General features: G+C 71.1%; 18 protein-coding genes. 3 read left to right on the top strand and 15 right to left on the bottom strand.

Features of this window, described 5'->3' with window-relative positions; all coding sequences use genetic code 11:
• Window positions 1-82 precede the first annotated feature (82 nt).
• From KHU32_RS20505 to tssA, 10 genes are all read right to left on the bottom strand, one after another.
• Complete coding sequence (locus KHU32_RS20505) at window positions 83-1,561, bottom strand: class I SAM-dependent methyltransferase (RefSeq protein WP_213672022.1); 1,479 nt, start codon at window positions 1,559-1,561, stop codon at window positions 83-85.
• A 2-nt stretch (window positions 1,562-1,563) separates the two neighbouring features.
• Window positions 1,564-3,051: a class I SAM-dependent methyltransferase gene (locus KHU32_RS20500; RefSeq protein ID WP_213672021.1), complete on the bottom strand. Its 1,488-nt coding sequence runs from the start codon at window positions 3,049-3,051 to the stop codon at window positions 1,564-1,566.
• A 72-nt stretch (window positions 3,052-3,123) separates the two neighbouring features.
• A complete protein-coding gene (gene tssG / locus KHU32_RS20495; protein ID WP_213672020.1) occupies window positions 3,124-4,311 on the bottom strand; it encodes a type VI secretion system baseplate subunit TssG in 1,188 nt (395 codons plus the stop codon).
• Window positions 4,308-6,137, bottom strand: a complete 1,830-nt coding sequence (gene tssF, locus KHU32_RS20490) for a type VI secretion system baseplate subunit TssF (RefSeq protein ID WP_213672019.1) — start codon at window positions 6,135-6,137, stop codon at window positions 4,308-4,310. Before tssF ends, tssG begins: the two co-directional genes overlap by 4 nt.
• A 154-nt stretch (window positions 6,138-6,291) precedes the next feature.
• Window positions 6,292-6,804: a type VI secretion system baseplate subunit TssE gene (gene tssE, locus KHU32_RS20485; protein WP_213672018.1), complete on the bottom strand. Its 513-nt coding sequence runs from the start codon at window positions 6,802-6,804 to the stop codon at window positions 6,292-6,294.
• A 10-nt stretch (window positions 6,805-6,814) separates the two neighbouring features.
• Window positions 6,815-7,615, bottom strand: a complete 801-nt coding sequence (locus KHU32_RS20480; RefSeq protein ID WP_213672017.1) for a type VI secretion system accessory protein TagJ — start codon at window positions 7,613-7,615, stop codon at window positions 6,815-6,817.
• A gap of 20 nt (window positions 7,616-7,635) precedes the next feature.
• Window positions 7,636-9,069 carry a type VI secretion system contractile sheath large subunit gene (gene tssC / locus KHU32_RS20475; protein ID WP_213672016.1) on the bottom strand — a complete coding sequence of 478 codons (1,434 nt, stop codon included), beginning with the start codon at window positions 9,067-9,069 and terminating at the stop codon, window positions 7,636-7,638.
• Window positions 9,070-9,199: 130 nt separating this feature from the next.
• Window positions 9,200-10,696 (bottom strand): type VI secretion system contractile sheath large subunit, encoded by a 1,497-nt coding sequence (gene tssC / locus KHU32_RS20470; RefSeq protein WP_213672015.1) that lies wholly within the window; start codon window positions 10,694-10,696, stop codon window positions 9,200-9,202.
• Window positions 10,697-10,700: 4 nt separating this feature from the next.
• Window positions 10,701-11,207, bottom strand: coding sequence for a type VI secretion system contractile sheath small subunit (gene tssB, locus KHU32_RS20465; protein WP_213672014.1), 507 nt, complete (start codon window positions 11,205-11,207; stop codon window positions 10,701-10,703).
• A gap of 179 nt (window positions 11,208-11,386) precedes the next feature.
• Window positions 11,387-12,532 carry a type VI secretion system protein TssA gene (gene tssA / locus KHU32_RS20460; protein ID WP_213672013.1) on the bottom strand — a complete coding sequence of 382 codons (1,146 nt, stop codon included), beginning with the start codon at window positions 12,530-12,532 and terminating at the stop codon, window positions 11,387-11,389.
• Window positions 12,533-12,769: 237 nt separating this feature from the next.
• Between tssA and tssH the strand changes: the two genes are divergently transcribed.
• The 3 genes from tssH to KHU32_RS20445 all read left to right on the top strand — a co-directional run bounded on the left by tssH (window position 12,770) and on the right by KHU32_RS20445 (window position 16,671).
• Window positions 12,770-15,403: a type VI secretion system ATPase TssH gene (gene tssH, locus KHU32_RS20455; protein WP_213672012.1), complete on the top strand. Its 2,634-nt coding sequence runs from the start codon at window positions 12,770-12,772 to the stop codon at window positions 15,401-15,403.
• A 229-nt stretch (window positions 15,404-15,632) separates the two neighbouring features.
• Window positions 15,633-16,112 carry an Hcp family type VI secretion system effector gene (locus KHU32_RS20450; RefSeq protein ID WP_213672011.1) on the top strand — a complete coding sequence of 160 codons (480 nt, stop codon included), beginning with the start codon at window positions 15,633-15,635 and terminating at the stop codon, window positions 16,110-16,112.
• A 196-nt stretch (window positions 16,113-16,308) separates the two neighbouring features.
• A complete protein-coding gene (locus KHU32_RS20445; protein ID WP_213672010.1) occupies window positions 16,309-16,671 on the top strand; it encodes an H-NS histone family protein in 363 nt (120 codons plus the stop codon).
• A 41-nt stretch (window positions 16,672-16,712) separates the two neighbouring features.
• Here KHU32_RS20445 and KHU32_RS20440 read toward each other — a convergent pair whose 3' ends face one another.
• The 5 genes from KHU32_RS20440 to tssK all read right to left on the bottom strand — a co-directional run bounded on the left by KHU32_RS20440 (window position 16,713) and on the right by tssK (window position 24,329).
• Window positions 16,713-17,420, bottom strand: coding sequence for a PP2C family protein-serine/threonine phosphatase (locus tag KHU32_RS20440; protein WP_213672009.1), 708 nt, complete (start codon window positions 17,418-17,420; stop codon window positions 16,713-16,715).
• Complete coding sequence (tagF, locus tag KHU32_RS20435) at window positions 17,417-17,965, bottom strand: type VI secretion system-associated protein TagF (protein WP_213672008.1); 549 nt, start codon at window positions 17,963-17,965, stop codon at window positions 17,417-17,419. Before tagF ends, KHU32_RS20440 begins: the two co-directional genes overlap by 4 nt.
• A gap of 2 nt (window positions 17,966-17,967) precedes the next feature.
• The gene (gene tssM, locus KHU32_RS20430; RefSeq protein WP_213672007.1) at window positions 17,968-21,480 is read right to left on the bottom strand and encodes a type VI secretion system membrane subunit TssM; all 3,513 of its coding nucleotides are present in this window, start codon (window positions 21,478-21,480) and stop codon (window positions 17,968-17,970) included.
• A gap of 1 nt (window position 21,481) precedes the next feature.
• A complete protein-coding gene (gene tssL / locus KHU32_RS20425) occupies window positions 21,482-22,867 on the bottom strand; it encodes a type VI secretion system protein TssL, long form (protein ID WP_213672006.1) in 1,386 nt (461 codons plus the stop codon).
• Between the two features lie 124 nt (window positions 22,868-22,991).
• Complete coding sequence (gene tssK, locus KHU32_RS20420; protein ID WP_213672005.1) at window positions 22,992-24,329, bottom strand: type VI secretion system baseplate subunit TssK; 1,338 nt, start codon at window positions 24,327-24,329, stop codon at window positions 22,992-22,994.
• Window positions 24,330-24,344: the final 15 nt, after the last annotated feature.

The raw sequence follows: 24,344 nt of genomic DNA, 5'->3' as shown, positions 1-24,344 counted from the left end.
TTCAGGGAACCAGCCCCCCGCGCTGTTGTCATGCAAAGAATTGTCGCATCCGCCGCGTCGATCGGCGCGGCGATTGGCCGGATCACAGCACGCCGAAGCTCCGCCAGAAGGGGATGCGCTCCTCCCACCGGTCCGCGATGATCTCGGCCGCGCGCTGCTGGCCTTCGGGACTGAGATCGGGCTGCAGGCGCTGCGCCAGGGCCAGCGGATCCTCGGGGTCGGCCCCCTGCAGGAGGGCCGCTACGAGCGCGAGGTCGAGCGCGGTGGCCGGCAGCCCGCCGGCCGCGACGGGCGAGGCCAGGGCGAAATGCCCGGTGCCCTCGCCGTTCGGCGCGTGGATCGCGGCGGCGGCGATGTTGAAGCGCGAGGCCGCCGGCGCGCGCTCGGGCGGGCGATAGACGGGCAGAACCATCCCGGTGCCCGTGAGAAGGGCGAGCGCCTCCAGCGGGTGCAGCGCCCTCTCGGGCAGCGCGCATAGCGCGCCCAGGGGCTGCGGGCCCGTCGCCAACGCGGCGGCGATGGCTTCCCAGGCGGGCTGGGGCATCGCGGCGCGGCCGGTGCCGGTCTCCAGGACGGGGCTTTCCTCCGGCAGGGGCGCAGCGGCGGCGAGGAGGAGGGATTCCAGTGTCCGCGGATCGGCCCGGTGCCCGCCGCGGATGAAGACGTCGGCCCGGAAGGTGCGCGGCAGGCTGAGGTCCTTCAGGAACTCGCGCGGCGCGCCTTCGGGCAGCTTCGCCATCACCTCGAGCTGGGCGCCGTCGCAGACCAGGCTGGGCACCGCCTCGAAGAGGTTGGTGCTGCCCACGAAGTCGAGCTTGGCCGGACCCAGGGCGGCGCAGAGATCCTCGAAGAAGACCGGGCGCCAATGGGAGGTGAGGAATTCGTGCGCGACGAAGGCGGCTTCCAGGACCGGCGGATCGGCCAGCAGGCGCTTGAGCATCGGCGTCTGCCGCAGGGGCAGATGCTCCGCCATGCCGCGCAGCCGCTCCACCGCCAGGGCGGCCGCGGCCTCGGCCTCGCCCGGCCGGGTGCCCACCGGTCCGGCGAGGTGGCGGAGCAGGCGCTGCAGGCCGAGATCGGCGCCCGCCGCCGGCAGTGCGTTGTAGCCGAGATAGGCCACGCCGCCCGGCTTCAGCCGCCGCGCCAGGATGCGGACGATCCCCTCCCGCACCTCGTCCGACACCCAGGACCAGACGCCATGGACCATGGCGACGTCGAGCAGCGGGATGCGGTCGAGCGCGGCCTCGTCCAGCGCGGCGAGGTCGGTTTCCAGGAACAGCGCGTTGCTCAGCCCGGCCCGGGCTGCCGTCTGCGTTCCCTCGGCGATATGGACGGGGCTGTGGTCCAGCCCGATCACCGTCCAGTCGGGATTGGCGGCGGCCAGGGTGTTGACCGCATAGCCGCGGCCGCAGCCGATATCGGCCACCGTCATGCTCGAGCGCGGCCGCCATTCGACGCCCGCGGCGGCGCAGACCATGGCCATGTGGGCCGGCGTCTGCGCCGATTGCCAGGCGATGCCGTAGGTGCTTCCGGCGACGTAGCCGTGGGACCAGTCCGCCATCGTCAGATGATGCCGAAGCGGCGCCACACGTCCGGGCGCTCGCGAAGCAGTTCCGAAACCATGTCCTTGGCGCCCTCCAGCGCGTCCCCGGAGATATCGGGGAGAATACGTCTCGCAATCGTCTCCGGGTCGGGCGTCTCGCCGCCGGCGTCGCCCAGCTGGACGGCGACGGCGAGCTCCATCCAGGAACAGGGAATCCCCGCCGCGAGGACGGGCGATGCCATGGCATACTGCCCCCCGCGCCGCCCTTCGCGCCAGTAGGTCTCGGCGACGGTACGGTTGAAGTTTCGCGTCGCCTCGCTCGGGCCGACATCCCGCAGCATGGGCAGGACGCAGCCGGCGCCCGCCAGCACGGTCAGCAGCTCGGCGGCATTGGGGTTGCGGCCGGGCGTGAGCGTCCTCAGCTGGCCCAGGCTCTGCGGCCCCTCGCGCAGCGCGGCGACGATGGGCTCCCACAGTTCCGGACCGATCTCCGCCGAGCCGACGGGGACGGCGATGTTGGGGCTCTTGTCGGGCAGGGTCTTGGAGATGCCGAAGACGAGCCGGTCCAAGGCGGGGACGGGGTCGGTGCGGCGCAGGCCGCGGATGAAGATGTCGCGGCGGAAGGGGCGCTGCAGCACGAGGTCCTTCAGGAATTCCCGCGGCGTCCCCATGGGCAGGGCCTCGTAGATCTCCCGCTGCTCGGGCGAGAAAAGCAGGTCGGCCACGTTCTCGTGGAAGCCGGCGCTGCCCACATGGTCGAGCTTGGCGGGGGCGAGGTCGGCGCAGAGATCCTCGAAGAAGACCGGGCGCCAATGGGCGGTCAGGAACTCGTGCGCGAGGTAGGAGGCGTCGAGCTCCGTCTCGTCCTCGGCGATGCGCTTCAGCATGTTGGTGGGCGGCAGGTTGGCGGGCTTGGTCGCGTGCAAGGCGCGGATCATGGGCACCGCCGCGCGCGCCTTCTCCGGTGAGGAGCCCACGGGATGCAGCGCGGTCAGGTGGCGGAACAGCCGCTGCAGCGCCATGTCGCCGCCGAAGCCGGGCAGGGCGTTGTAGCCGATGTAGCAGAGGCCGCCGGGCTTCAGCCGGCGGGAGAGCAGCCGCACGATGCCCGCGCGCACAGGGTCGGCCACCCAGGTCCAGACGCCGTGCAGGCTGACCAGGTCCAGCTCCGGCAGCTGGTCGATCTCCGCATCGGTCATCTCGGCGAGGTCGGCCTCGACGAAGGTCGCGTTGTTGATCTGCGCACGCTCGGCCACCGAGGCGGCCTCGGCGATATGGGCCGGGTTGTAGTCGAGGCCGAAGACGTTCCAGCCGGGATTGGCCGCCGCCAGTGTATTGACCGTGTAGCCCCGCCCGCAGCCGATATCGGCCACGTTCATATGCGCCGTCGGCTGCCAGTCCACCCCCATCATCGCGCAGATCAGCGCCAGATTCCCCGGCGCCTGCGCGGCCTGGTAGGAGAAGGTGTAGGGACTGTCCGCGACATAGCCATGGGACCAGGAGGTCATTGCGGTATCCTTAGGAAGTGAGGGCCGCGACCGGCGTGACCGCGAACGAAATGAAGGGGCGGGCAGGCATCGTCACGCGCCGCTCGGCCGGAGATAGGCATCGCCCGCGGGCGTGTGCCGGCGCCGCGACGCCCCCATCCAGGAGGTCAGGCCGAGCCGGCCGCCGCCCTCGCCCAGGCGCGTGACCGGGACCGCGTCGGCGGCCAGGATCGGGTTCAGCACGAAATCCTGCTCGGGGCCGACGAAGAGCCGCGTCAGCCCGCAGATCTGCTCGAAGAGCGGCTGGCCCGGCAACAGCCGCGCGAAGGATTCGGCGTCGAGCGGGCCGAGCCGGATGATGAAGCGCGCCTGCGGATCCCAGACCTGCGCGCCGATGGCGGCATCCACGCCCAGGCGCCCATGCGCCTGGCCCATCCGCGACTGCTCGGTGGGCGGAAGGCGCAGCCAGCCGCCGGCGAATTCCACGATTTCCACCTCGGCCCCCGCCTCCTCGGCGAGCATGGCGCGCAGCCGCTCGGCGCTGCGGGTGCGGGCGGCCAGATGGCCCGCATGGTAGCGCAGGCTTTCCGCCGGCACGGCGAGGCGGCCCGACAGTCCCGGCGTGCCCATGCCGACCGCCGCATCGAGCGCGCGGCGGGTGGGGCCGGAATCCCGCGTGGGCCGGTACTTCGCGCCGGCCCTGACCCACATGCCCGTGAAGCGGCGGGCCAGCATGTCGAGGAAGGCATGGAGCGCGGGGCTGCGCGGCCGGAGCGTCGCGTTCCGCCGCCGGCTCTCGGCGCCCACCGTCGCGGTGTAGTGCCGGGGCAGGGTGCCGCCGGGGCCGATCAACCCGAAAAGCGGGGAGGTGAGGCCGCTCGTCTCCTCATCGGCCGCCGTCACCTCGGAGAGGGGCAGGCCGAGGCGCGAGACGCTGGCGAAGGGAAGCTCCACGGGATCGCGGCCGCGGGCGATGACATAGGCCGCCTGGTCGAGGTCGAAGCGATCGGGATGCGCCATCAGCGTGGCCATCGGGCTCGGCGCTTGTGGCCCCGGCGGCACGGCGAGGGGTTCGGCCGGCTGCTCGAGGATTTCCGTCACGGGCGGGGCGATGACGACGACGGCCGGGGCCTCCTCCTCAGGCTCGGCCGGCGCGAGAAAGGCTGGTTCGCCCGGTTCCGCCGGCTCGGCGGGCGGAGCCGGCGTCGCCACCACGGGCGGCGGCACAGGTGCGCGCCGCACCACCATGGTGGCTTCCGGATCCTCCTCCTCGGCGCTCACAGCAGCACGCGCGTCCCGCTTCGCGGCGCCCAGCTGGCCACGGGGGTGGCGCGGCCGCGCAGGAAGGCCCGCGAGCGGACGAAGCCGTTCACGGAGACCTGCAGCGCCAGGAACCGCTCCAGCACGCAGCCGAGCAGGTAGAGGCCGCCCGAGTTCCAGGCCTGCGCCTCGAAGGTGAAGGAGACGTCGAGCCCGCGGACGAAGACGCCCGGGCGCTGGCCCGGAATGCGCGCCACGCCGGGGCCGGAATTCACCGCGACCAGCGCCGCGATGGCGGTGCGGGTCTCGGGCGTATCGCGCAGGTCGTGCAGGCGCAGCATCTCGCGCAGCGCCACCGCCGCGCTCTCGCCGCCCATCACGCCGAGATGGTTGAGCGCGAGGTGCGAGACGAGCCGCCAGGCGCCGCGCTCCCCGAGCTTGGGCCGCAGCGTCGAGGTGGGGGCGGAGAGGCATTCGGCCCCGGCGGCCGGGCAGGTCGGCTCGGCGATGCGCAGCCGCGGCTGCCCGCCGCCGAAGGGAAGCAGCTCCGGCAGGTCCCGATTGCAGCAGGTGGCGTTGACGGTGAGCACGCCGTCGGCCGGCGCGTCGGGGTCGAAATTGGCGTCGCGCAGCATGAGGCGCGTCTCGGTCCCGGTCAGCGGCGCGGGGGCGGGGCCGCGCATCGCGATCCATTGCATCGGCGCCGCGTCTTCCTCGGGCGCGCCATCGCGCGCCAGGCGCTGGAAGGGCAGGACGGCGCGGCGGGCGCCGTCGGGCCGGCTTTCGCGCACCTCGTCGATGCTCTGGATCTCCAGCGCCGCCGGGCGCCGGGCGTCGGGGATCACCAGCCAGTCCGACTGCGTGCCGTCCATGGGGATGGGCTCGCAGCGCTGCGGGAAGAGGTTCACGGCCGGCGTGCAATGCAGCGCCAGCGTGTCGTTGCCGACGGTGCGCTCCAGCTCAGGCGCGGCGCGGTTCAGGTAGAGGAAGATCTCCAGCTTGTTGTTCTGCTGGAGCAGGCTGCGCGCCTCCAGCCCGTCGATCTCCAGGTAGAGGAACTTCTCCGGATGGGCGAAGTACTCGGTGAGCAGCCGGTGGCCGTCGAAGGCGCGGCGCGGCCAGGGCAGGGCGGCCTGCTCGCGCTCGAAGCCGAAGGGGCGGATCTTCTCGGGGCCGATGAGCGTGGGCGAGGGATCGCCCGGCCCGTCCGCCAGCGCGATGCCGACGCAGGCGGTGGCCAGCAGCTCGTGCAGCCCGGCCGCGACCTGGGGCGCGCCGCGCAGGTGCAGGCGCAGCGTGTCGAGCCCCGTCTCGGAGAAATTGAGGTCCGGCACCTGGGTGCGCAGCGTGATGCGCAGGCAGGCCGAAGCGCCCGGCGCGCGCGGATTGGCGGGCGCGGCCAGCGGCAGGCCCATCAGCCGCACCGCCTCGACGGTGACGGGCCAGAGCGTGACGTCGTGGCAGGTGACGTAGCGCAGGACTTCGCCGCGCACGGGCTCGGTCTCCAGCGGTGTGCCACGCGCGGCGATGGCGGGGCCGCGCGCCTCGGCCTTCGGCTGGAGGCGGACCGTGGTCATGCTCGGCACCGGCGCCAGGAGATGCGGCGACAGCAGTTCCAGCAGCGCATCCGTGATCTCGGGCAGCTCGTCCTCGAGGCGCTGCTGCACGCGGCCGCCCAGGAAGGCCACGCCTTCCAGCAGGCGGTCCACATGCGGGTCGTCGACCGTGCCGTCGGAGGTGATTCGCAGCCGGCCCGCGACCTTGGGATAGGCCTCGGCGAATTCGCCCGCGAGGCGGCGCAGCGCCGCCAGCTCGCGGTTGTAGAAGGGGAGGAGGCTTTCGCTCATGGCGCCGTCCTGCCCCGGAGCGAAGCGGAGGGATCGGCAGGCCGGCCAGCCCGCGTCCTGCCCCGGAGCGAAGCGGAGGGATCGGCAGGCCGGGTAAGCAAGCCGCCGGCGCGCCGCAGCCCGGGATTGGAAAGGAAGAGAGTCCGCATGCGCGCTAGCCCCGTTCCGTCACGATGACTTCGTGCGACACGGCCTCGATCACCGTCTCGAAGCTGATGGGCTCGGGAATGGGGTCGGTGCGCAGGACGGCATCCACTTTCAGACGAAGGGTCCGGTCGAGCTCATTGCCGGATTCACGAAGCTGAACGCGCACCGAGAGCAGGCGCGGCTCGAAGCGGCGGATGATGCGCTCGACCTCCAGGGCCAGGCCTTCCCGGCGCTCCGGCAGGGCATAGGCGCCGGAGGTCGCATCGGGAATGCCATAGCCGAGCGGCGAGGCGAGCAGCTCCGGCGCGGTCGGCGGAAGCGGCCAGCGGCGGCGGCGGGCGTTGAGCAGCGCTTCCAGATCCCGCCGGACGGCCGCGCGCAGCGTGTCCAGCGCCTCGGCGGGCGTGGGCAGCTTCTCTTCCCGTGTGCCGGGATCGGCGTCCAGGAGCCGGTCGAGCAGCGGCAGCCGGACGCGCTGCGTCGGCCGCGTACCGGAACTGCGCTCGCCCGTCCCGCTCATGGCATCCCGCTCATGGGGCGAAGCGGATCGCGGCGAGGTCGGAGAGGGCGATCGCCTCCTCGCCGATGAGGAACAGGCGCTGGCCGCGGCCGCGCACGGGGCCCGCATCCTCGGTCCATTCGGTGACGCGGCCGAGCTTCACGGGGTCCGGCTGGCCGGCCGGCGCGGCGTAGACGGAGGGCATGTAGACCACGCCCTCCGTGCCGTCCTTCAGCTCGATGGTGGTGCGGCGCCAGGCGAGGTCTCGCGGGCGGCGCGGCGCGTCGAAGTCGAGCGCGACGAGGCGCTCCACCGGCACCAGGATGTGCTCGCCATTGGTGGTCAGCACCTCGACCATCGGCGCCAGCAGGTCGTCGGCATCGCGGAAGTCGTCGAACTTGATGGTGGTGCCGTCGGCCAGGTCGGCCTCGCCGGAGATCTTGGGGCGCGCCTCCTCGGCGGCATTTGCCTCGGCCACGGCCTCCTCCACCGCGCCCGAGCGGGCGAGGACGGAGGCGCGGATGACGGCGGATTGCGCGTCGGTCGCGTCGTCGGCGGAGAACTTCGGCGCGCGCGCCTCGTTCCAGACCTGCTGACGCACGACCTCGGCCCGCAGCAGCTTGCGGAACTCCAGCACCGCGGGCGAGGGCTCGTCCAGCACGGCGGCATCGAGCATGCGGTCGGCGCGCTCGGCATCGCCGGCGAAGAGCATCAGCTCGGCCAGGAGCCAGCGCGCCCCGGAATCGCGGGGCGCGGCCTTCACCGCCGCCTGTGCGGCCGCGACCGCTGCCGCCAGATCACCCGCCTTGAACGCTTCGCCTGCAGTGGCCATGAACCCGTTTCCCTTTGCTGTCAGGCCGCGCGGGGCGCGGCGAGGTCTGTCACGAGCCGGAAGGAGGCACCCACCTCGTCCAGCTGATAATGCGGCTGCAGATGAATGGTGCAGCCGTAGGAGCCCGGCCGTCCCGGCCGGTCCCGGACTTCGACGCGCGCATCCCGCAGGGGATAGCGGGCCGCGGCCTCGCTCCCGCCCGCGAGGCCGGTGACATGCTTGTTCAGCCATTGCTGCAGGCGGAGCTCGACCTCGTCCGCCGCCATGAAGCTGCCCACCATGTCGCGGCCCATCAGCTTCACGATATGCGCGAAGCGCGAGACGCAGAGCACGCTGTTGATCTGGGCAGAGATGCGCTGGTTCGCATCGGCCACCTGCGTGGTCATGCGCGGCGGCTTGTGCAGGCTGGGCACCGCGCCGAAGGAGGCTTCCGGCAGGGATTCGAGACCGCAGAAGGCGATCATGCCGCCATCGGCGGCCTCGCGCTCCTGGTCGTCGGTGAGCGCGACCTCGAGCGGCGGGCGGGGCGGCGGGCCCGGCGGATCGGCGCGGAAACGCTCATGCACCAGGCTCTCGACCACGCCGCCCTGCGCGTCCCAGCCCGGCTCCGTGCCGCGGATCTCGGCGGGCCAGCGGTAGCGGGCGAAGGCGCGGGCGGCGACGGAGGCGAAGGCGTAGACCGGCGTGGTCCAGACCCGTTCGTCCGGCGCGCCTGCCTTCTCGCGATAGCGGAAGCGATCGGCGCGGTTGCCCTGATCGCGCCAGGCCGGGCGGCCGAGCGTGCGCGGCAGGACCAGGGCGAGGAAGCGCGTGTCGTCGCGCGTGGCCAGGCTGCGCCAGCGCGTGCGCTCGGGCGCGCGGAGGATGTCCGCGATCGAGGTGGTGGTGCTGAGGTCGTGCCAGGAATCGAGCCCGACCAGCGCGGGGGAGGCCGGCATCACGATCGGGCAGAAGGCGGCGGCCCCCACGGCGGCGAGCTGATCGAGCACGCGCACATCGTCCACCGGATGGCCGGGCCCAGGGCCGGGGCGGATCTCGAAATCGGCGGCCAGCATGCCGTAGGGCTCGCCGCCGGGCGAGCCGAACTCGTCCTCGTAGACGAGGCGGAAGAGGGCCGACTGGTCGAACTCGGCCGCGCGCTCCAGGTCCCGCGCGAGCTCCTGCCAACGGGCGGTGAGGAGACGGACCTTCACCAGGCGGTCCTGCACGAAGCCTTCGACGAGCCATTGCAGGCCGCGCCACGAGCCTTCGAGCCGCTTCAGCCGGGGCTGGTGCAGGACGGCGTCAAGCTGGCGGGAGATGGCGGCATCGAGGGCCGCGATATCGCGGTCCAGCGCTTCCTCCAGGATGGCCTTGCGGCTCTTTCCGGAAGTGGCGATGGCGCGCAGGCGCTCTCGGCCCATCCAGCTGCGCAGGATGGTGCCGGGATCGCTTTCGGTGAGGAAGGCGGCCATTTCGGCCGCCGGTGCCCCTGCGGAGAAGTGTCGCCCCGCAAGGGCTGCCGAGCGGAGACCCGCATCGGCAACTCGTGTTTCGGGCGAGATGGCGCCAAGCCCCGCCATGTCTCGCCCCTTTCCCGCCTGATCAGGCCTTCTGCGGGATGCGCGCGACCATGCGCATGGAGGTGCTGAGCTCCTCCATCTGCAGCCACGGACGCATATAGGCGACGGCGTTGTAGGAGCCGGGCTTGCCCGGGATTTCCTTCACTTCGACGCGCGCCTCGCGCAGCGGGTACTTCGCGCGGCTTTCCTGGCCGGCGCCCTCGATCGGGTTCACGTAGTTCTGGATCCAGCGGTTCAGCCACTGTTCGCAGTCCGACGCCTCCATGAAGGAGCCGATCTTGTCGCGCGCCATCACCTTGAGGAAGTGCGCGAAGCGGCTGGTCGCCATGATGTACGGCAGGCGCGAGGAGATCGCCGCGTTCGCCGTGGCTTCCGGCCGGTCGTACTTCTTCGGCTTCTGCGTGGTCTGCGCGCCGAAGAAGACCGAGTAGTCGGTGTTCTTGTAGTGGCAGAGCGGCAGGAAGCCGTTGTTGGACAGCTCGGCCTCGCGGCGATCGGTGATGCCGATCTCGGTCGGGCACTTGGTGTCCGCGTCGCCGTCATCCGAGGTGAAGACGTGAGTCGGCAGGTTGGTCACCTTGCCGCCGCCCTCGGCGCCGCGGATCGCGGTGCACCAGCCGTACTGGGCGAAGGCGTCGGTCATGCGCGTGGCATGGACGTAGGCCGCGTTCATCCAGCAGTAGTCGTTATGCTCCATCGCCCGGGCGGTGCCGTCGGCGTTGAAGGGCGCCTCCTCATAGGCGAACTCGTCGATCGGCTTGGTGTTCGCGCCATAGGGCAGGCGGGCGATGACGCGCGGCAGCACCAGGGTCACGAAGCGGCTGTCCTCGCTGTCGCGGAAGGAGCGCCACTTGGCGTATTCCTGCGTCTCGAAGATCTTCGTGAGGTCGCGCGGCTTGGAGAGCTCGCGGTAGTCGGAGAAGCCGAACATGCCCGGGCCGGCGGCCGAGACGAAGGGCGCGAAGCCCGCCGCCGCGACGTTGGACATGAGGCGCAGCGTCTCGACGTCGTCCGGGTGGTTGGTCCACTCGTAGTCGCCGATCAGGGCGCCGTAGGGCTCGCCGCCGGGCGTGCCGAACTCGTTCTCGTAGATCTTCTTGAACAGGCCGCTCTGGTCGAACTCGACGGCGCGCGTCAGGTCGCGGTTGAGCTCACGCTTGGAGGCCTGCAGCATCCGGATCTTGAGGCTCGAACCCGTCTCGCTGTTCATCACGAGATGGTTGAGGCCGCGCCACGAGCCCTCGAGTTTCGTGAACTTCGGGTTATGGATGATCGCGTTCAGCTGTGCGGAGAGCTTCGCGTCGATTTCCGCGATGGCGCGGTTGAAGGTCTGCGTGAGGTTCTTGCTGTAGGTGACGGTGCCCTTCAGCGCTTCCTCGGTCAGGGCCTTGATGAGGTCCTGCGCGCGGTCCTTCTCGGTCTGGCGGGTCGCGCCGATGACCTGGTCGAGGAAGGAGGCGCCGCCTTCTTCCGTGGTGGTGGTGCCGGCCGCGCCGGGCTGGGTCTGCGTGCCGCTCATGCGCTCAGCCCTCCGCCTGGCCGAGGCCGAGCTGGTCGGACAGCTGCTTCAGCTTCGCCTCGTCCTGCAGGACCTCGTCCAGCAGTTCCTCAAGCTTCTCGGAGTTGTCGACCTTGCTCATGAGGTCGCGCAGCTTGGAGCGGGTGTCCAGCAGCGCCTTGAGCGCGGGCACCTGCTCGGCGACCTTGGCCGGCTCGAAATCGTCCATGTGGCGGAACTTCAGGTTCACGCCCATCTCGCTGCCGTCGCCGGCGAGCGTGTTCTCGACCTTCATGTTGAGGCCCGGCGCGATACGCGCCATGACGTCGTTGAAGTTGTCGCGGTCGATCTGCGTGAACTTGCGCTCGGCCAGCGGCTTCAGCGGCTCGGTCGGGTCGCCCGCGAAGTCACCCATGACGCCGACGATGAAAGGCAGCTCGCGCTCGATGGCGGCGCCCTCGGTCTCGACCTCATAGGTGATGTGCACGCGCGGCTTGCGCACGCGATTCAGTTTGTCATGAACGCTGGCCATGGCATCTCCCCCGGCGCCACGGCGCCGCCATCCGGTTGTCGAGAACGCAGAGCATGTGACCCGGCCCCGGGTCTCGCCTGGCCGGAGCCTATGCCACTGGAAATGAGGGCGTCAATGACGCGCATGGGGGGCTCGCAGGGGCGCGAGACACACGCGACAAAACTACACCTGGGGCGTGATCAGTACTCGGAAGGCTCCATGGATTCCGGCCGGATGCCAAGGGCCATGAGCATCCCGGTGCGGGCGCTTTCGTCCTGCATGACCTCCGCCAGGAGCTCGGGCAGGGTCATCCGGCCGCGGCGAACGGCGTCGTTCAGGGTATAGGCCAGGAAGGACTGCGGCTCCGTCTTCTGGAAGAACTCGGCCAGCTGCTCGAGCGCCTTCAGCGCCTGCTCGCGGCCGGCGACGTTGAAGGCGGTGGGCATCACCATGCCGACGCCGCCACCGCCCGCGGTGGCCACCGCGCCCGGTGCCGCCGTCTCGCCGCTGCCGGCGACCTCGCCGACGAAGGCCGCCTCAGGCGACGCCTCCGCCGCACCCCCGAGCAGGGTCGCGGCCTCCGCCATGCGCTCGAGCACCTCGGCCACGCGGCGCGTCGACGGCGCGTCATAGCCGAATCGCGCGTCGATCTGGTCCTGGAAGAGCTGCCAGGCGGCACGGGTCTCGTTGGCGAGGGCGACGGTGGCTCGCAGGCCCGCCCGATCGAACTTCGCCTCCGTCTCGACCGTCTCCAGCGCGATGACGCCCTGGGAGAAGCGCTGCTCGCGGCGGGTCTCGTCCGCGATGCCGGCCGTGTCGATCGAGGCCTCATACTGATAGATGCTGAAGCCCTCGCCGGAGGGGCGGCGGAAGAGCGGCGCGCGGCGCAGCGCCTGCATCACGGTGCCGTCGGTATCGCCGCCGGCGAGGCCGCCCAGCGGCGCCGACCGGCCTTCCAGCCCGTCCTCGTCCGGCTGGGGGTGGCCGGCATCCCAATGCTGCTCCAGCAGGCCGGCCAGCACGCGGGCACCGGCCGCGAGGCCGGCCAGCCCCTCCTGCCGGACCAGCGCCTCGGTCAGCCAGGCGGCGATCTCGAAATCCTTGGAACTGCCGCTCAGCGCCTCGACGGCGAGGCGGCGGACCTCGCGCCAGCCTTCTGCGGGGCCGGCGTCGCCCTCGCCATCGCTGTCCCGCGCGCGCTCCTCGGCACGGGCCTCGGCGCGGGCGTCGCGCAGCTTCTGGTAAATGGATGACGGGGAATAGTCCTGGCGAAGATCCTCTCCGGCGCCATCGCCGTTGCCGAGCGGCTCCACGAGCGCAGCCACATCCACGACGTCGTCGACCATCCGAAACCCCTATTGCCCATGCGCGCGCCGGCCGGGCGTCGCCACGGCAGAATAGAGCACGAAGAATCGGACATGGAACACTCGGCTAGCAGGCTGTCTTCCCCAGTTGTGTCGCGTGTGTGTCGCGGGGCGGCGGAACCGTCGGTTCTTCCCTGGACAGGCGGCGAGGACGAACCCTAGCTTCGCGCCCATCTTGGCAGGGTACGTCGCACGCGCGGCGAGGGAGACGGCTGTTCCATGGTAGCGATCGACTTGAAGTCCCTGGTGGCCCGCATGACGGAGCTGGGCCGCCGGCAGCTTGAATCCGCGGCCGGGCTCACGCTCTCCCGCACTCACTATAATGTGGAGATCGAGCATCTCCTCATGAAACTGATCGAGACACCGGGATCCGACGTCTCGATGATCCTCAAGCAGGCCGGCATCGATGTCGGTCGCGTCCTCTCCGAGCTCACCCGCGCGCTCGACAAGATGCGGACGGGCAATGCCCGCGCGCCCGGCCTCTCCCCCGACATCGTGACCTGGCTGCGCGAAGCCTGGATGATCGCGAGCCTCGAAGCGAACCAGGGCAAGATCCGCACCGGCCACATGCTGGCCGCGCTGATCAGCGACGAGACGCTGGCCCGCACGGTGAAGGACAGCGCGCCGACGCTGCTCAACATCCCGACCGATGCGCTGCGCAAGAACCTCGACGCGCTCACCAAGGGCAGCGAGGAGGAGGCGCAGGCCTCCATCGCTGCGCCTCCGGGCGCCAGCGGCGCGCCGGCCGAGGGCACCCCGCGCTCCGGCGGCCCGCTCGACCAGTTCTGCACGGACCTCACCGCGCAGGCCAAGGCCGGCAAGATCGACCCGATTCTCGGCCGTGATGCCGAGATCCGGCAGATGATCGACATCCTGACGCGCCGTCGCCAGAACAACCCGATCCTCACGGGCGAGGCCGGCGTCGGCAAGACGGCCGTGGTCGAGGGCCTCGCGCTGCGCATCGCGTCGGGCGATGTGCCGGAAGCTCTCGCGAAGGTGAAGCTGATGTCGCTCGACCTTGGCATGCTGCAGGCCGGTGCGGGCATGAAGGGCGAGTTCGAGAACCGCCTGAAGGGCGTGATCGACGCGGCAAAGTCCTCGCCGCAGCCCGTCATCATGTTCATCGACGAGGCGCATACGCTGATCGGCGCCGGCGGCCAGGCCGGCCAGAACGATGCGGCCAACCTGCTGAAGCCCGCGCTTGCGCGCGGTGAGATGCGCTGCGTGGCGGCCACCACCTGGGCCGAGTACAAGAAGTACTTCGAGAAGGACGCCGCGCTCACCCGCCGCTTCCAGGTCGTGAAGGTCGAGGAGCCGACGCTGCCGCTGGCCAATGCCATGCTGCGCGGCCTCGTCGCCACGCTGGAGAAGCATCACGGCGTGCGCATCCTCGACGAGGCGGTGACCGAGACGGTGCGTCTCTCCGCCCGCTACATCCCCGCGCGCCAGCTGCCCGACAAGGGCGTCTCGCTGCTCGACACCGCCTGCGCGCGCGTGTCGATGAGTCAGGCCGCGATCCCCGCGCCGATCGAGGACCGCACGCGCCGCCTCGCCCTCATCGCGACGGAGCTGTCGGCACTCGGCCGCGAGGCCGCGACGGGCGGCGATCACGACAAGCGCACGGGTGCGCTCGTCATCGAGCAGGCAGAGGTCGAGGCCGAGCTCGCCGCGCTGAAGGAGCGCTGGGAGCAGGAGAAGACCTTCGTCACGCAGATCCGCGAGCTGCGCGAGAAGCTGGAGAATCCGGCGGAGGGCCAGGACACGGTCGCGGCCCTCGCCGAGCTGGGCAAGGCCACGGCCGACCTCCGCGCGCTGCAGGGTGAGGAGCCGCTGGTGCATCCGGTGGTGGACGGCCAGGCCGTTGCCGAGGTCGTCGCGACCTGGACCGGCATCCCCCTGGGCCGCATGGCCGGCGACGAGATCAAGGCCGTCATGCAGCTCCAGGAGAAGCTGGAGGAGCGGGTCGTCGGCCAGAGCCATGCGCTCGCGGCCATCGCGCAGGCGATCCGCACCAACCGCGCCGGCCTCGCCGATCCGCGCAAGCCGATCGGCGTCTTCATGATGGCCGGCACCTCGGGCGTCGGTAAGACCGAGACGGCGCTGGCGGTGGCGGACCTGCTCTATGGCGGCGAGCAGAACCTCACCGTCATCAACATGAGCGAGTTCAAGGAAGAGCATAAGGTCGCGACGCTGATGGGCAGCCCGCCCGGCTACGTCGGCTACGGCGAGGGCGGCGTGCTCACCGAGGCGGTGCGCCGGCGGCCCTATTCGGTGATCCTGCTCGACGAGATGGAGAAGGCGCATCCCGGCGTCCAGGACGTGTTCTACCAGGTCTTCGACAAGGGGAACATGAAGGACGGCGAAGGCCGCGACATCGACTTCAAGAACTGCGTCATCATCATGACGTCGAACGCGGGCACGGACACCATCGCCAAGCTCTGCGCCGATCCCGAGACCTCGCCCGAGCCCGAGGCGCTGGCGGAGGCGCTGCGGCCGGATCTGCTGAAGTCCTTCAAGCCGGCCTTCCTCGGCCGCTGCAACGTGGTGATCTACTATCCGCTGGCGGACCACGTGCTGAAGCAGATCATCGGCCTCAAGCTGCGCAGCATCGGCAAGCGCGTGCGCGAATCCTACGACGCTTCCTTCGAGGTGGATCCCACCGTCGTCGAGGCGATCGTGGAGCGCTGCCGCGAGGTGGAGAGCGGTGCGCGCAACATCGAGAACATCCTCAATCGCACGCTTCTGCCGGAGCTCTCTGCCCGAGTGCTGGAGCGCCTCTCGGAAGGCCAGCCCATCGGCAAGGTGAGCGTCGGCCTGACCGAGGATGGAGCCTTCAGCTACGCGCTGGCGTAAGTCTGAGGCGACGCGACAAACGCGAAGAATATGCCGTTGCAGCCGGGGGTGGTTCGCGTGAGGCTGCGACGGTGGGTTTCAGGCTTCCGCAAGCATCGGTACCACGGAGTGGGCCGGGGAAGCGGGTTCCTGCCAGGTGGCGAGATGGGCTCGCCGCCAGTTCAAACCGACCAAGGCGCCGCCGCGGCGCTCGGATCGGCTTAGCGCGCGGCAACGGAGAGAAGAGAACATGGCCATTTTCCTGAAGTACGGTGCGGTCAAGGGCGAGACGACCCAGGTCACCCACAAGGACTGGATCGAGATCTCGAGCTTCCAGTTCGGCGTCGGCCGCGGCATTTCCATGGGCGTCGGCGGTGGCTCCAAGCGCGAAGCCTCGGCCCCGTCGGTGAGCGAGATCACGCTGACCAAGACGATGGACAAGGCCTCGCCCCTGATCTTCAAGGAAGCGATCGGCGGCAAGGCGGTCGAGGTCAAGATCGAGCTGACGCAGACGGACAACAACGGCAAGCACGTTGCCTTCCAGAAGTACATCCTGACCGACACGCTGATCTCCGGCTACAGCATCTCCTCGGGCGGCGACCGCCCCTCGGAGAGCCTGAGCCTGAACTTCGCGAAGATCGACAGCGAGTACCTGAGCATCGACGACAAGTTCGCCGCCACGACAACGGGCCACGTCGTTTACGACATCGGCAAGTCCGTCCTGTCGTAAAGCGATGGCACGAAGGGTGCGTTTTCGCACCCTTCGCTCGACCAATAAGGCCATGGCGCGCCGCATCCGAAAGGATCGCGGCGCGCGGTCGTTTCAAGACGTTGCTTGCTCCTCGAGGATTGTTGACATATGCGGTACGGGCTGTGGCCGATCCGGGCCCATCCCCGCCGCTTCCTTTCCTTCGAAGGTACTTTTGATGGCCGATAATGATGGCAAACTCGACACGCTGATCGCCGCTCTCCCGGCTTTGTCCATGGAGGAGCTCGGGCGGCTTTCGGAGGCCATCGAAAAGGCCCGCGAGCACATGGTGACCGCGGGCCGCGTTGCCCTGCTGGAGGAGTTCCGCCAGAAGGCCGGGCGCCTGGGCCTGTCCGTCCAGCAGCTGATCGGCGAGGCCGCCGCGGAGAAGCCCCGCGGCCAGCGCTCGGATGCCGGGAAGAAGGTGGTCCCGAAGTACCGTGGCCCGAACGGCGACGAATGGACCGGCCGCGGCCGCATGCCGAACTGGCTGGCTGCCCTCGAGGCCGAGGGCCGGGACAAGAGCGAGTTTCTGATCTGACAGATGGCCCGGGCGCCCTGTGAAGGGCGCTTCACCGGCCTCTAGGCTTGGACCACCACGACGCTGACATTGTCGCGCCCGCCAGCCTCGACGGCCAGGCGGACGAGATCGTTGGCCTGCGCGCCGCGCGCGAGCAGCGTCGCGATGCGCTCCTCGGACAATTCCTTAAACACCCCATCGCTGCAGAGCATGTAGCGATCGCCGGGCTGGATCCGGTCGGCCACCTTGTCGAGGATCAGCGCCTCGCCCGCGCCCACGGCCCGGGTGATGACATTGGCCTTGGGATGCGCCTCGGCATCGGCGGCCTGGATTTCGCCCGCATCGACGAGCTCCTGCACCAGGCTGTGGTCGCGGGTGAGGCGCAGGAGCTGGCCGTCGCGCATCAGGTAGATGCGGCTGTCGCCTGCCCAGAGCGCTGCGAAGTGCTGACCGCGGGCGAGCAGAACCACGATCGTGGAGGCGATCACGCCGCCGGTGCCCCGGGCCTCCGCCTTGGCCTGGAGCTGCGCATGCACCCCGTCCAGCCGCAGCCGCACCTGGGCGAGCATTTCCGCGGCGCTCATGCCGGGCGGGATGGAGGAGAGTGCCTCGGCGATCGCCGCACTCGCCACGTCGCCCGAACCATGGCCGCCGGCGCCATCCGCGACGGCCCAGAGCCCGATATCGGGCCGGTCCACGAGGTTGTCCTCGTTGCGCGTTCGGACTGCGCCCGGATGCGTGGCGGCGCTGGAGGTCAGGGTCGCGCTCATATCCGGGGCTGCTCCGCCTCGTGACGCTCCAGCAGGAGCAGGAAATCGGCCGGTGATGGCATGGCGCGCGAAGGCTGTGTCGCCGACCAGAAGAGGCTGCGCCCGTCCAGCGTGCCGTCCGGATCCTCGTCGGGCGGCGGCTCGGGGAGGCTGGCGGCCAGCTGGTCGGCGTCCAGGCTGCCGGCGCGGCCGTCGAGGGCCGCGGCCTCCAGGGCATCGTACCAGGCCTCGGGCGGGGCCTGGCCCACTATGGGGAGGACTGCGGCGAGGGTGAGGGGAAAGCACCGCCCCACCGTGTCGGCCGAGGTGACGAGAACCCCATAGGCCGCGTCCGGCCCGCAGGCGCCGGGCGCCAGCCGGAACCGCCAGACGGGCGCCTCGGCCCAGGCGGTCTCCCATTCGTCGCCGAGCCTTTCGCGGGCCGCGGCGATGCCTTCGCTCACCCAGGCATCCCAGGGGGCCACGAAGCTGCGCGGCAGGGCGCGCCGGACAAAGTCCCCATGGGCGGGGAGCTTGCCGAACAGTCCGGTGTGCCTCTCCTCCATGGTCAGTTCTGCGGCGGCACGAAGGTCGGGCAGCGGAAGTCGGTCATTTCCCGCAGCGCGAAGGGGTTGATGCGGCTGGCGGCCTGGAGGTTGAACTCCGCCGAGCGGTCGCCATAGGTCACGGTCAGCCGGAAACGGTCGGGCTGCGGCGTCGCCACGAGGCGATGCAGGAAGACGAGCTTCAGCGTCGCCCAGGCGCCGTCATAGGCGAGGTCGCCGCGGCTGGAGGCCGGGTCGAAGGTCAGCGTGATCGGCTGCAGCGCTGGGAATTGCAGGTCGATCGGTCGGCCGCCGCCGCCCGCGGGCAGGGAGATGCGCGCGCCCGAGGCCTCCAGCGTCGCGCTCGTCGTCCCGGCCGAGAGGCCGTTCGGCACGATCTGGAAGCGGAACCCGTTCGCGACGCCGGCAGGGAAGAAGGCATCGCGGATCGCCTGCGCGCGCTGGAACTGCATCAGGTCCGAGGCGGAGATGGGCGGCGGCAGCCCGTCCGTCGCGACCGGGCGCCAGGGGCGCTGCGTCACGTCGACATAGGGGCGCAGATACTGCGCGAAGAAGGTGTCGAAGGTGCCGCCGGGCGCGAAGAGGCGGATGAAGTCGTCCACCGGCATGTCGGGGGCGTTCGGCTGGCGTCGGAAGGGGAACTGGGCCTCGATGCCGCGGCAGAGGCCGACGAGGCTGCTGCCTCCCCCGCCGCCACCACCGCCGCCCCCGCCACCACCACCACCGGCAGCGGCGGCGATGGCCGCCTGGGCACCGCCGGCGCGCGCGCGGCCGGTGGCCTGGGCCAGCGCGGTCATCCAGGCGCGCAGCGGCTCGGGTTGGCGCTGCGCCTCGGCCAGGAGGCGCTGGCCGGGATCGAGCCCCACGCTCGGCGGCATCACCGTGCCGGGAGGCGAATTGGCGAGGCGCGCGACCTGGACATAGAGGTCGTTCAGGATGGCGAGCACGCCGTCCAGCGGCTGGCCGGCCGCCTCGCGCAGCGCTTCGAAGCGGCGTTCCACCACCTCGGCGACCGGCGCGGCGCCGCTGCCGAGCTGGGTGCCGACGGCCGCCGCGACGCGGCTGGCGGCGGCACCCGCCGCGCCCGTAGCCGCCGCGGCGGCCTGCGCCGCAGCACCGGCGGCCGCGGGCGCTTCCGGCGCAGTGCCCGGGGAGAGCTGCCGCGCGATGCTGCGCAGCAGATCCTTCATCGGCGAATTGGGCGCGCCGAGCAGGTTCAGCGCCTCCGCGGAGGCGTTCAGGCCCACCACCGGCGGCAGCACGAGATCCTGCAGCAGGGCCTCCCAGGCGCGCATGTAGTCGGCGGCGTAGAGGGCGAGCACATCGGCCTCCAGCCGGCGGGGATCACCCGCTGCCTGCGCGGCGTCCGGGCCCAGCACCCAGGATTCGCTGGCGGCTTCGAGCGCCGCCTGCGGCAGGCGCGGCAGCACGCTGCGATAGAGCCCGTCCACGGTGAAGACACCCGGCACGCCCTCGGTCAGGGGGCGGCCGCTGGGGCGGACGAAGTAGCGCTGCCCGGCAGCGCCGAGCGCCGAGGCAGGCGCCCAGCCGGGCGTGTTGTCGGCCAAGGTGCGCAGCCGCGCATAGACGCGCTGGGCCATGGGCAGGCGCGAGAAGACGCGCCGCGCCTGATCGACCAGCGCGCCGTCCAGCGGATAGGTGGCGAGCGCGCCGGCCAGCAGCGCATCAAGGTGATGGCCGAGCGCGTCGCGGCCCGGCTGGTTCACGGCACCCGGGAAGGCGGACTGCCAGTCGAGCGCGAACCACTCCCGGACCAGCGTGCGGTCCATCGGCCCCTGCTTGCCGAGCATGAGGTACACGCGCACGGCCTCGTAGAGGTAGTCAGGGCGCTGGATGCCTTCGCGGATCTGCTGTTCCGTCCGGGCGAGGAGGCGCGGCAGCAGCACGCGGTTCAGCGCGCGCCCATAGGCGCTCTCGGCCCCGGATTGGAGCATTTGCTCCTGGCTGAGGCCGAAGGGCGCGCCATTGCCGGCGGCGGCCGCCGGCAGGGCCTTGTTGGCCTCGAGATAGGCGAGGACGGGGGCGAGGTCGGAGCTGCGCACGCGGTCGAGCGGCGCGGCGGCACCGGCCTGCTCGGCGGAGCCCACGGCCGTGGCCAGGCGCTCGCCCCGGCCGCCCTCGGCATTCATCGCCGACCAGCCCAGGGCGCCGCCGCCCAGGACGAGCAGCAGCGCGGCCGCCCAGGAACCGATCTGGATGATGCGGCGGCGTGATTCGAGGCCACGGTCATTGGCCGCGAGCCGCGCCTCGTTGAACACGACATCCTTGAGCAGCTTCGAGAGAAAGTAAGCGCGGCCCTTCTGGCCCATGATGGCGGCAGGCCGGCTCGGATCGAGGCCGAAGGAGCGCGAGAGCGCGCCGGCCAGCCGGTCGAGCGGCGTGCCTTCCTGCGTGCCGGAGGTGAAGTAGACGCCGCGCAGGAAGGGCGCGGGATCGAGCTTGGAGCCGCCGAAGGCCGCCTGTGCGAATTCCCTGAGCGCATTCTCCAGCGAGGCGAGCTGCGTCGGGAAGCCCGCGATCAGCGCGCGCTGCTGCGGCCCGCGCTCGGTCTGCAGCCGCTCGATGAGGCGGGTCATCAGCCGCTCGGAAAGCGCCGAGAACTCCTGGCCGAACTGCGTCACCGCGCCTTCCGGCGTGTTGCCGACGGGGAAGGTGAAGCCCCAGACCTGCTCGCGCGTCGTCTTGTCGAGATCGTCGAAGAATTCGATGAAGCCCGGCAGAAGATCCGACTTGGTGACGACGAAATAGACCGGCAGGCGCTGGCCGAGCCGCGTCTCCAGCTCCTTGATGCGGCGGCGGACGCTGCGCGCATGCGCCTCGCGCTGGCTTGCATCGAGGCGCGAGAGCATGTCGACGCCGAAGGCCACCAGCACGCCGTTCAGCGGCTGGCGCGGGCGGTTCTTCTTCAGCAGGTCGAGGAAGCGCTCCCAGCCGGCCTTGTCGGCGCCGGCATCGCTGTCCTGCGTCGTGTAGCGGCCGGCCGTGTCGATCATCACGGCGCGCTCGGTCAGCCACCAGTCGCAGAAGCGCGTGCCGCCGACGCCGGCGACGCGGCCTTCGGCCAGCGGGAACTCGAGGCCGGAATTGAGCAGCGCGGTTGTCTTGCCGGAGCCCGGCGGGCCGATGATGGCGTACCAGGGCAGGTCGTAGAGATAGGTGCCCTTGCCGCCCGTCGCCGTCTTCAGCTTGGCGAGCGCGTCGGTGAGCTTGGCCCGGAGCTCGGCCTCCTCCTCGGCGGCGGCTTCGTCCTTCTTCGCCTGCGGGTCGGGCGCGGCGGCGGCCTCGACGAGGCCGGCGTCGCGGCTCTCGCGCCGGCGGCCGATCAGGAGAAAGGCGAGGAACCAGATGAGGACCGGGATCGCGACCAGGATCGCGCGCAGCCAGATCGCGTCGAAGGCCTCGCCGAGCAGCGGGGAGAAGAGCCAGATGACGACGTCGAGCAGCAGGACGCCGGCCAGCGCGCCGAGCGCGGGGATGGTGACAAGGCTGCGCATCTCAGCGGTTCCCTCGCAGCAGGATCACCTCGATGCGGCGGTTCTGCTCGCGGCCTTCGGCCGTGTTGTTGGGGGCGAGCGGTTCGGCATCGGCCTTGCCCTCGACGGTGAAGCGGGCGGGCGTGCCGTTGGCCGCGATGATGAGGTTCGCCGCCTCCTGCGCGCGTGCCAGCGACAGCGCAAAGTTGGAGGGGAAGCGCACCGTGCGGATGGGCTGGTTGTCCGAATGGCCCTGCACCAGCACGCGGCCGGGCTCGATCTTCAGCGCCTCGCCGATGCGGCGCAGCAGGTCGTGGAAGCTCGCGGCCACCGTGGAGGAGGCCGAGGGGAACATGCCGCGCCCGCGGATGCGGACCAGGATGCGCTGCGCGTCGCCCTCCACGGTGACGAGGCCCTGCGCGATCTCGGGCGCCAGGAACTGGCGCAGCGTCGGCAGCGCGTCGGGCGCCGGGGTGGCGGTGGGCGGCGGAGGTGGCGGGGGCGCGGGGGGCACCGGCGGCGCCGTGCGGTCGATGGAAGGAAGCGCGCCGGGCGGCAGCGCGGCCATGCGCTCATAGAGGCCTTCGGCCTGCGCGCCCAGCTTGTCGGAGATGTAGTACCAGCCGCCGCCGAGCAGGGCCAAGGCAAGGGCGAAGGCCACCCAGGCCGGCACGTTGCGGCTCTGGCCGCGATGCGGCGCGTCGACGCCCCGCCAATGCGGGGACAGCTCTCGCTCGTAATTGCCGCGCAGCTGCTGCAGGAGCTGGTAAAGCCCCTCGCGCACGCGATCGAGCTCGGCCGCGCCGCGCGGCATCAGCCGGTACTTGCCCTGCAGGCCGAGCGAGAGGGCCAGGTAGGTGATCTCCAGCGCGCCCTTGTAGCGGCCGGGATCCTTCTGCATGCCGGTCAGCAGGTCGAAGACGCGCTCGCCCGAGCGGACTTCCTGGTGGAAGGTCGAGACCAGCGACTTCTGCGCCCAGGCGGACTGCGCGCCCCAGGGGGTGCCGAGCACCACGTCGTCCAGCGCGGCGGAGATCACGTAATGCGCGGCGCGGATTTCCTCGGCCGTCGCGCCGGTGTCGCGGGCATCGGCCTCGAAGGCGCGCAGGGCCCGGAGCGCGCGCTCGCGCAGCTCCTCGACCGGGGGCTGGCCGGCCACGCCGGCATTGGCCAGCCGTGCCAGGATCTGCAGCAGCGGCGAGGCGGCCGCGGCCAGCGGCCCGGGGCCGACCTTGGGCAGTGCCTCGGCCTCGCCGGCCAGTCGCGGCGCGGCGCCCCCGCCCGCGGCAACAGGCGCCGGGCGCGGCGGCGATGTGGCCGGGGCGGCGCTGGCCACCGGGCGTTGCGGCACGCGTCCTACGACGGTGCGGTCATTGTCGTCGGGTTCGCCGAAGGGATTGTCGCTCATGCCGGCCCCGTTGGTCCTGAAGTTTGCGGCCTGCCGGCGTCATGCCGGCTTGCCTGTCTGCCTGACGCGCTGCCCGGGCGGGTCCGCGCCTGATGCCCGGGTCCCGCGGACAGCGCGTCGGGCCTCATGCGCGGATCGCCCAGAGGCTGAGGCGCAGATTGGGGAAGTCGCCCGAGACGTGGATCGCGAAGCCGCCGCTCGTCTGCATCTGCTGCCAATGCGGCGAGCCGCGATCGAGCTCGAAATAGACGGCGCCGGCATGGAAGGGGATCTGCCGCGGCGCGACCGGCAGCGGGCGCACGATAATGCCGGGCAGCGCCACGTTCACCAGCTCGCGGATATGCTCCACGGCGCCGATCTTCACCTGGTTGGGGAATTGCCGGCGGATGGTCTCGCCCGGGATGTCGGACATCACCGTCATCACGAACTGGCCGGCACGCAGCAGGTTCCGGTCGAGGATCGGGCCCACGCGCACGCCGTGGCTGCGCTCCTGCAGCGGGATCTCGACGGCATTGGTCTCGAGCACGGCGGAAAGGCTGCGGCGCAGGTCGGCGATGACCGGCGCGAAGCTGCGCTGAAGGTCGTCATGGCGATAGGCCGGGTAGGTGGTGGCCTTCTTGTCCGGCGCCGTGAAGGTCGCGAGCTCACCCGCGATCTGCACCAGCGTGGAGTAGAGCGTCTCGGGATGCACGTTGCCGGCATCGGCGTAATGCGCCAGCAGCGGCAGGCAGCGGTTTACCGTCTGCAGCAACAGGAAGTCGGCCACCTCGGCCACGCCGCGCGCGCCGGGTTGCGAGAGCCGCGCGCCCAGCGCTTCGGCGCGCTGGCCCAGCATGCCGACGAGCTCGCCCAGCACATTGGAGAGCGGCGGCACGGCCGAGACGCGCAGGCAGGGTGGGATGAAGCGGTCGTCGACGACAACGCGGCGATCGGCCTGGACCTCGACGATGCGGGCGAGGCCGAGGCAGGTGAAGCCCGCGCGCTCCTCGCTTTCCAGCATGTAGCGCAGGCGCGGGCGGCCGACGGCGAGCTCGGCCGGCAGCGTCGCGTCGGAATGTGTGTCATAGGCCTCGAAGGCGCGCAGGCCGTAGCGCGCGGCCGCGCCCTCGGGCCCGTCGGTGGCGGTGACTTCCGGGCTGCCGGGCTGGCGGACGGGCAGGGCCAGGTAGACGATCTGGTTGCGCGTGCCTTCCACCAGGTCGAGCGGCGCGGGCTGGTCGGCCGTGCCGGGGATGGCGAAGGGCGTGCCGTCCTCCAGCACGCCGGCGATGTTGGACAGCGCGAATTTCCCGGCGCCCAGCAGGTCGCGGTCCAGCGCGATCTCGGTCACGCCCCAGGGATGCGGGCGCAGCGGCGCGCTGCGTGCCTGGAGCAGGTGTTCGAAATAGCGGTCCTGCTGCTGGTAGTGCTGCGCGCGGAGGAACATGCCCTCCTGCCAGACAACCTTGTCGTTCCAAGCCATGCCGCGTGACGTTCC

Source organism: Roseococcus pinisoli (assembly GCF_018413645.1).
Lineage (GTDB): Bacteria > Pseudomonadota > Alphaproteobacteria > Acetobacterales > Acetobacteraceae > Roseococcus > Roseococcus pinisoli.
Note: the sequence above shows the minus strand (reverse complement) of the source record. Positions and strands in the feature narration are given on the sequence as shown.

What these genes read in the sequence shown, in the direction of transcription:
- KHU32_RS20500 (WP_213672021.1), bottom strand. Translation starts at nt 3,051, where the DNA reads ATGACCTCCTGGTCCCATGGCTATGTCGCGGACAGTCCCTACACCTTC.
- tagF (WP_213672008.1), bottom strand. Translation starts at nt 17,965, where the DNA reads ATGGAGGAGAGGCACACCGGACTGTTCGGCAAGCTCCCCGCCCATGGG.
- KHU32_RS20505 (WP_213672022.1), bottom strand. Translation starts at nt 1,561, where the DNA reads ATGGCGGACTGGTCCCACGGCTACGTCGCCGGAAGCACCTACGGCATC.
- KHU32_RS20480 (WP_213672017.1), bottom strand. Translation starts at nt 7,615, where the DNA reads ATGGCCACTGCAGGCGAAGCGTTCAAGGCGGGTGATCTGGCGGCAGCG.
- tssK (WP_213672005.1), bottom strand. Translation starts at nt 24,329, where the DNA reads ATGGCTTGGAACGACAAGGTTGTCTGGCAGGAGGGCATGTTCCTCCGC.
- tssB (WP_213672014.1), bottom strand. Translation starts at nt 11,207, where the DNA reads ATGGCCAGCGTTCATGACAAACTGAATCGCGTGCGCAAGCCGCGCGTG.
- tssH (WP_213672012.1), top strand. Translation starts at nt 12,770, where the DNA reads ATGGTAGCGATCGACTTGAAGTCCCTGGTGGCCCGCATGACGGAGCTG.
- tssL (WP_213672006.1), bottom strand. Translation starts at nt 22,867, where the DNA reads ATGAGCGACAATCCCTTCGGCGAACCCGACGACAATGACCGCACCGTC.
- KHU32_RS20445 (WP_213672010.1), top strand. Translation starts at nt 16,309, where the DNA reads ATGGCCGATAATGATGGCAAACTCGACACGCTGATCGCCGCTCTCCCG.
- KHU32_RS20440 (WP_213672009.1), bottom strand. Translation starts at nt 17,420, where the DNA reads ATGAGCGCGACCCTGACCTCCAGCGCCGCCACGCATCCGGGCGCAGTC.
- tssF (WP_213672019.1), bottom strand. Translation starts at nt 6,137, where the DNA reads ATGAGCGAAAGCCTCCTCCCCTTCTACAACCGCGAGCTGGCGGCGCTG.
- tssC (WP_213672015.1), bottom strand. Translation starts at nt 10,696, where the DNA reads ATGAGCGGCACGCAGACCCAGCCCGGCGCGGCCGGCACCACCACCACG.
- KHU32_RS20450 (WP_213672011.1), top strand. Translation starts at nt 15,633, where the DNA reads ATGGCCATTTTCCTGAAGTACGGTGCGGTCAAGGGCGAGACGACCCAG.
- tssE (WP_213672018.1), bottom strand. Translation starts at nt 6,804, where the DNA reads ATGAGCGGGACGGGCGAGCGCAGTTCCGGTACGCGGCCGACGCAGCGC.
- tssA (WP_213672013.1), bottom strand. Translation starts at nt 12,532, where the DNA reads ATGGTCGACGACGTCGTGGATGTGGCTGCGCTCGTGGAGCCGCTCGGC.
- tssC (WP_213672016.1), bottom strand. Translation starts at nt 9,069, where the DNA reads ATGGCCGCCTTCCTCACCGAAAGCGATCCCGGCACCATCCTGCGCAGC.
- tssM (WP_213672007.1), bottom strand. Translation starts at nt 21,480, where the DNA reads ATGCGCAGCCTTGTCACCATCCCCGCGCTCGGCGCGCTGGCCGGCGTC.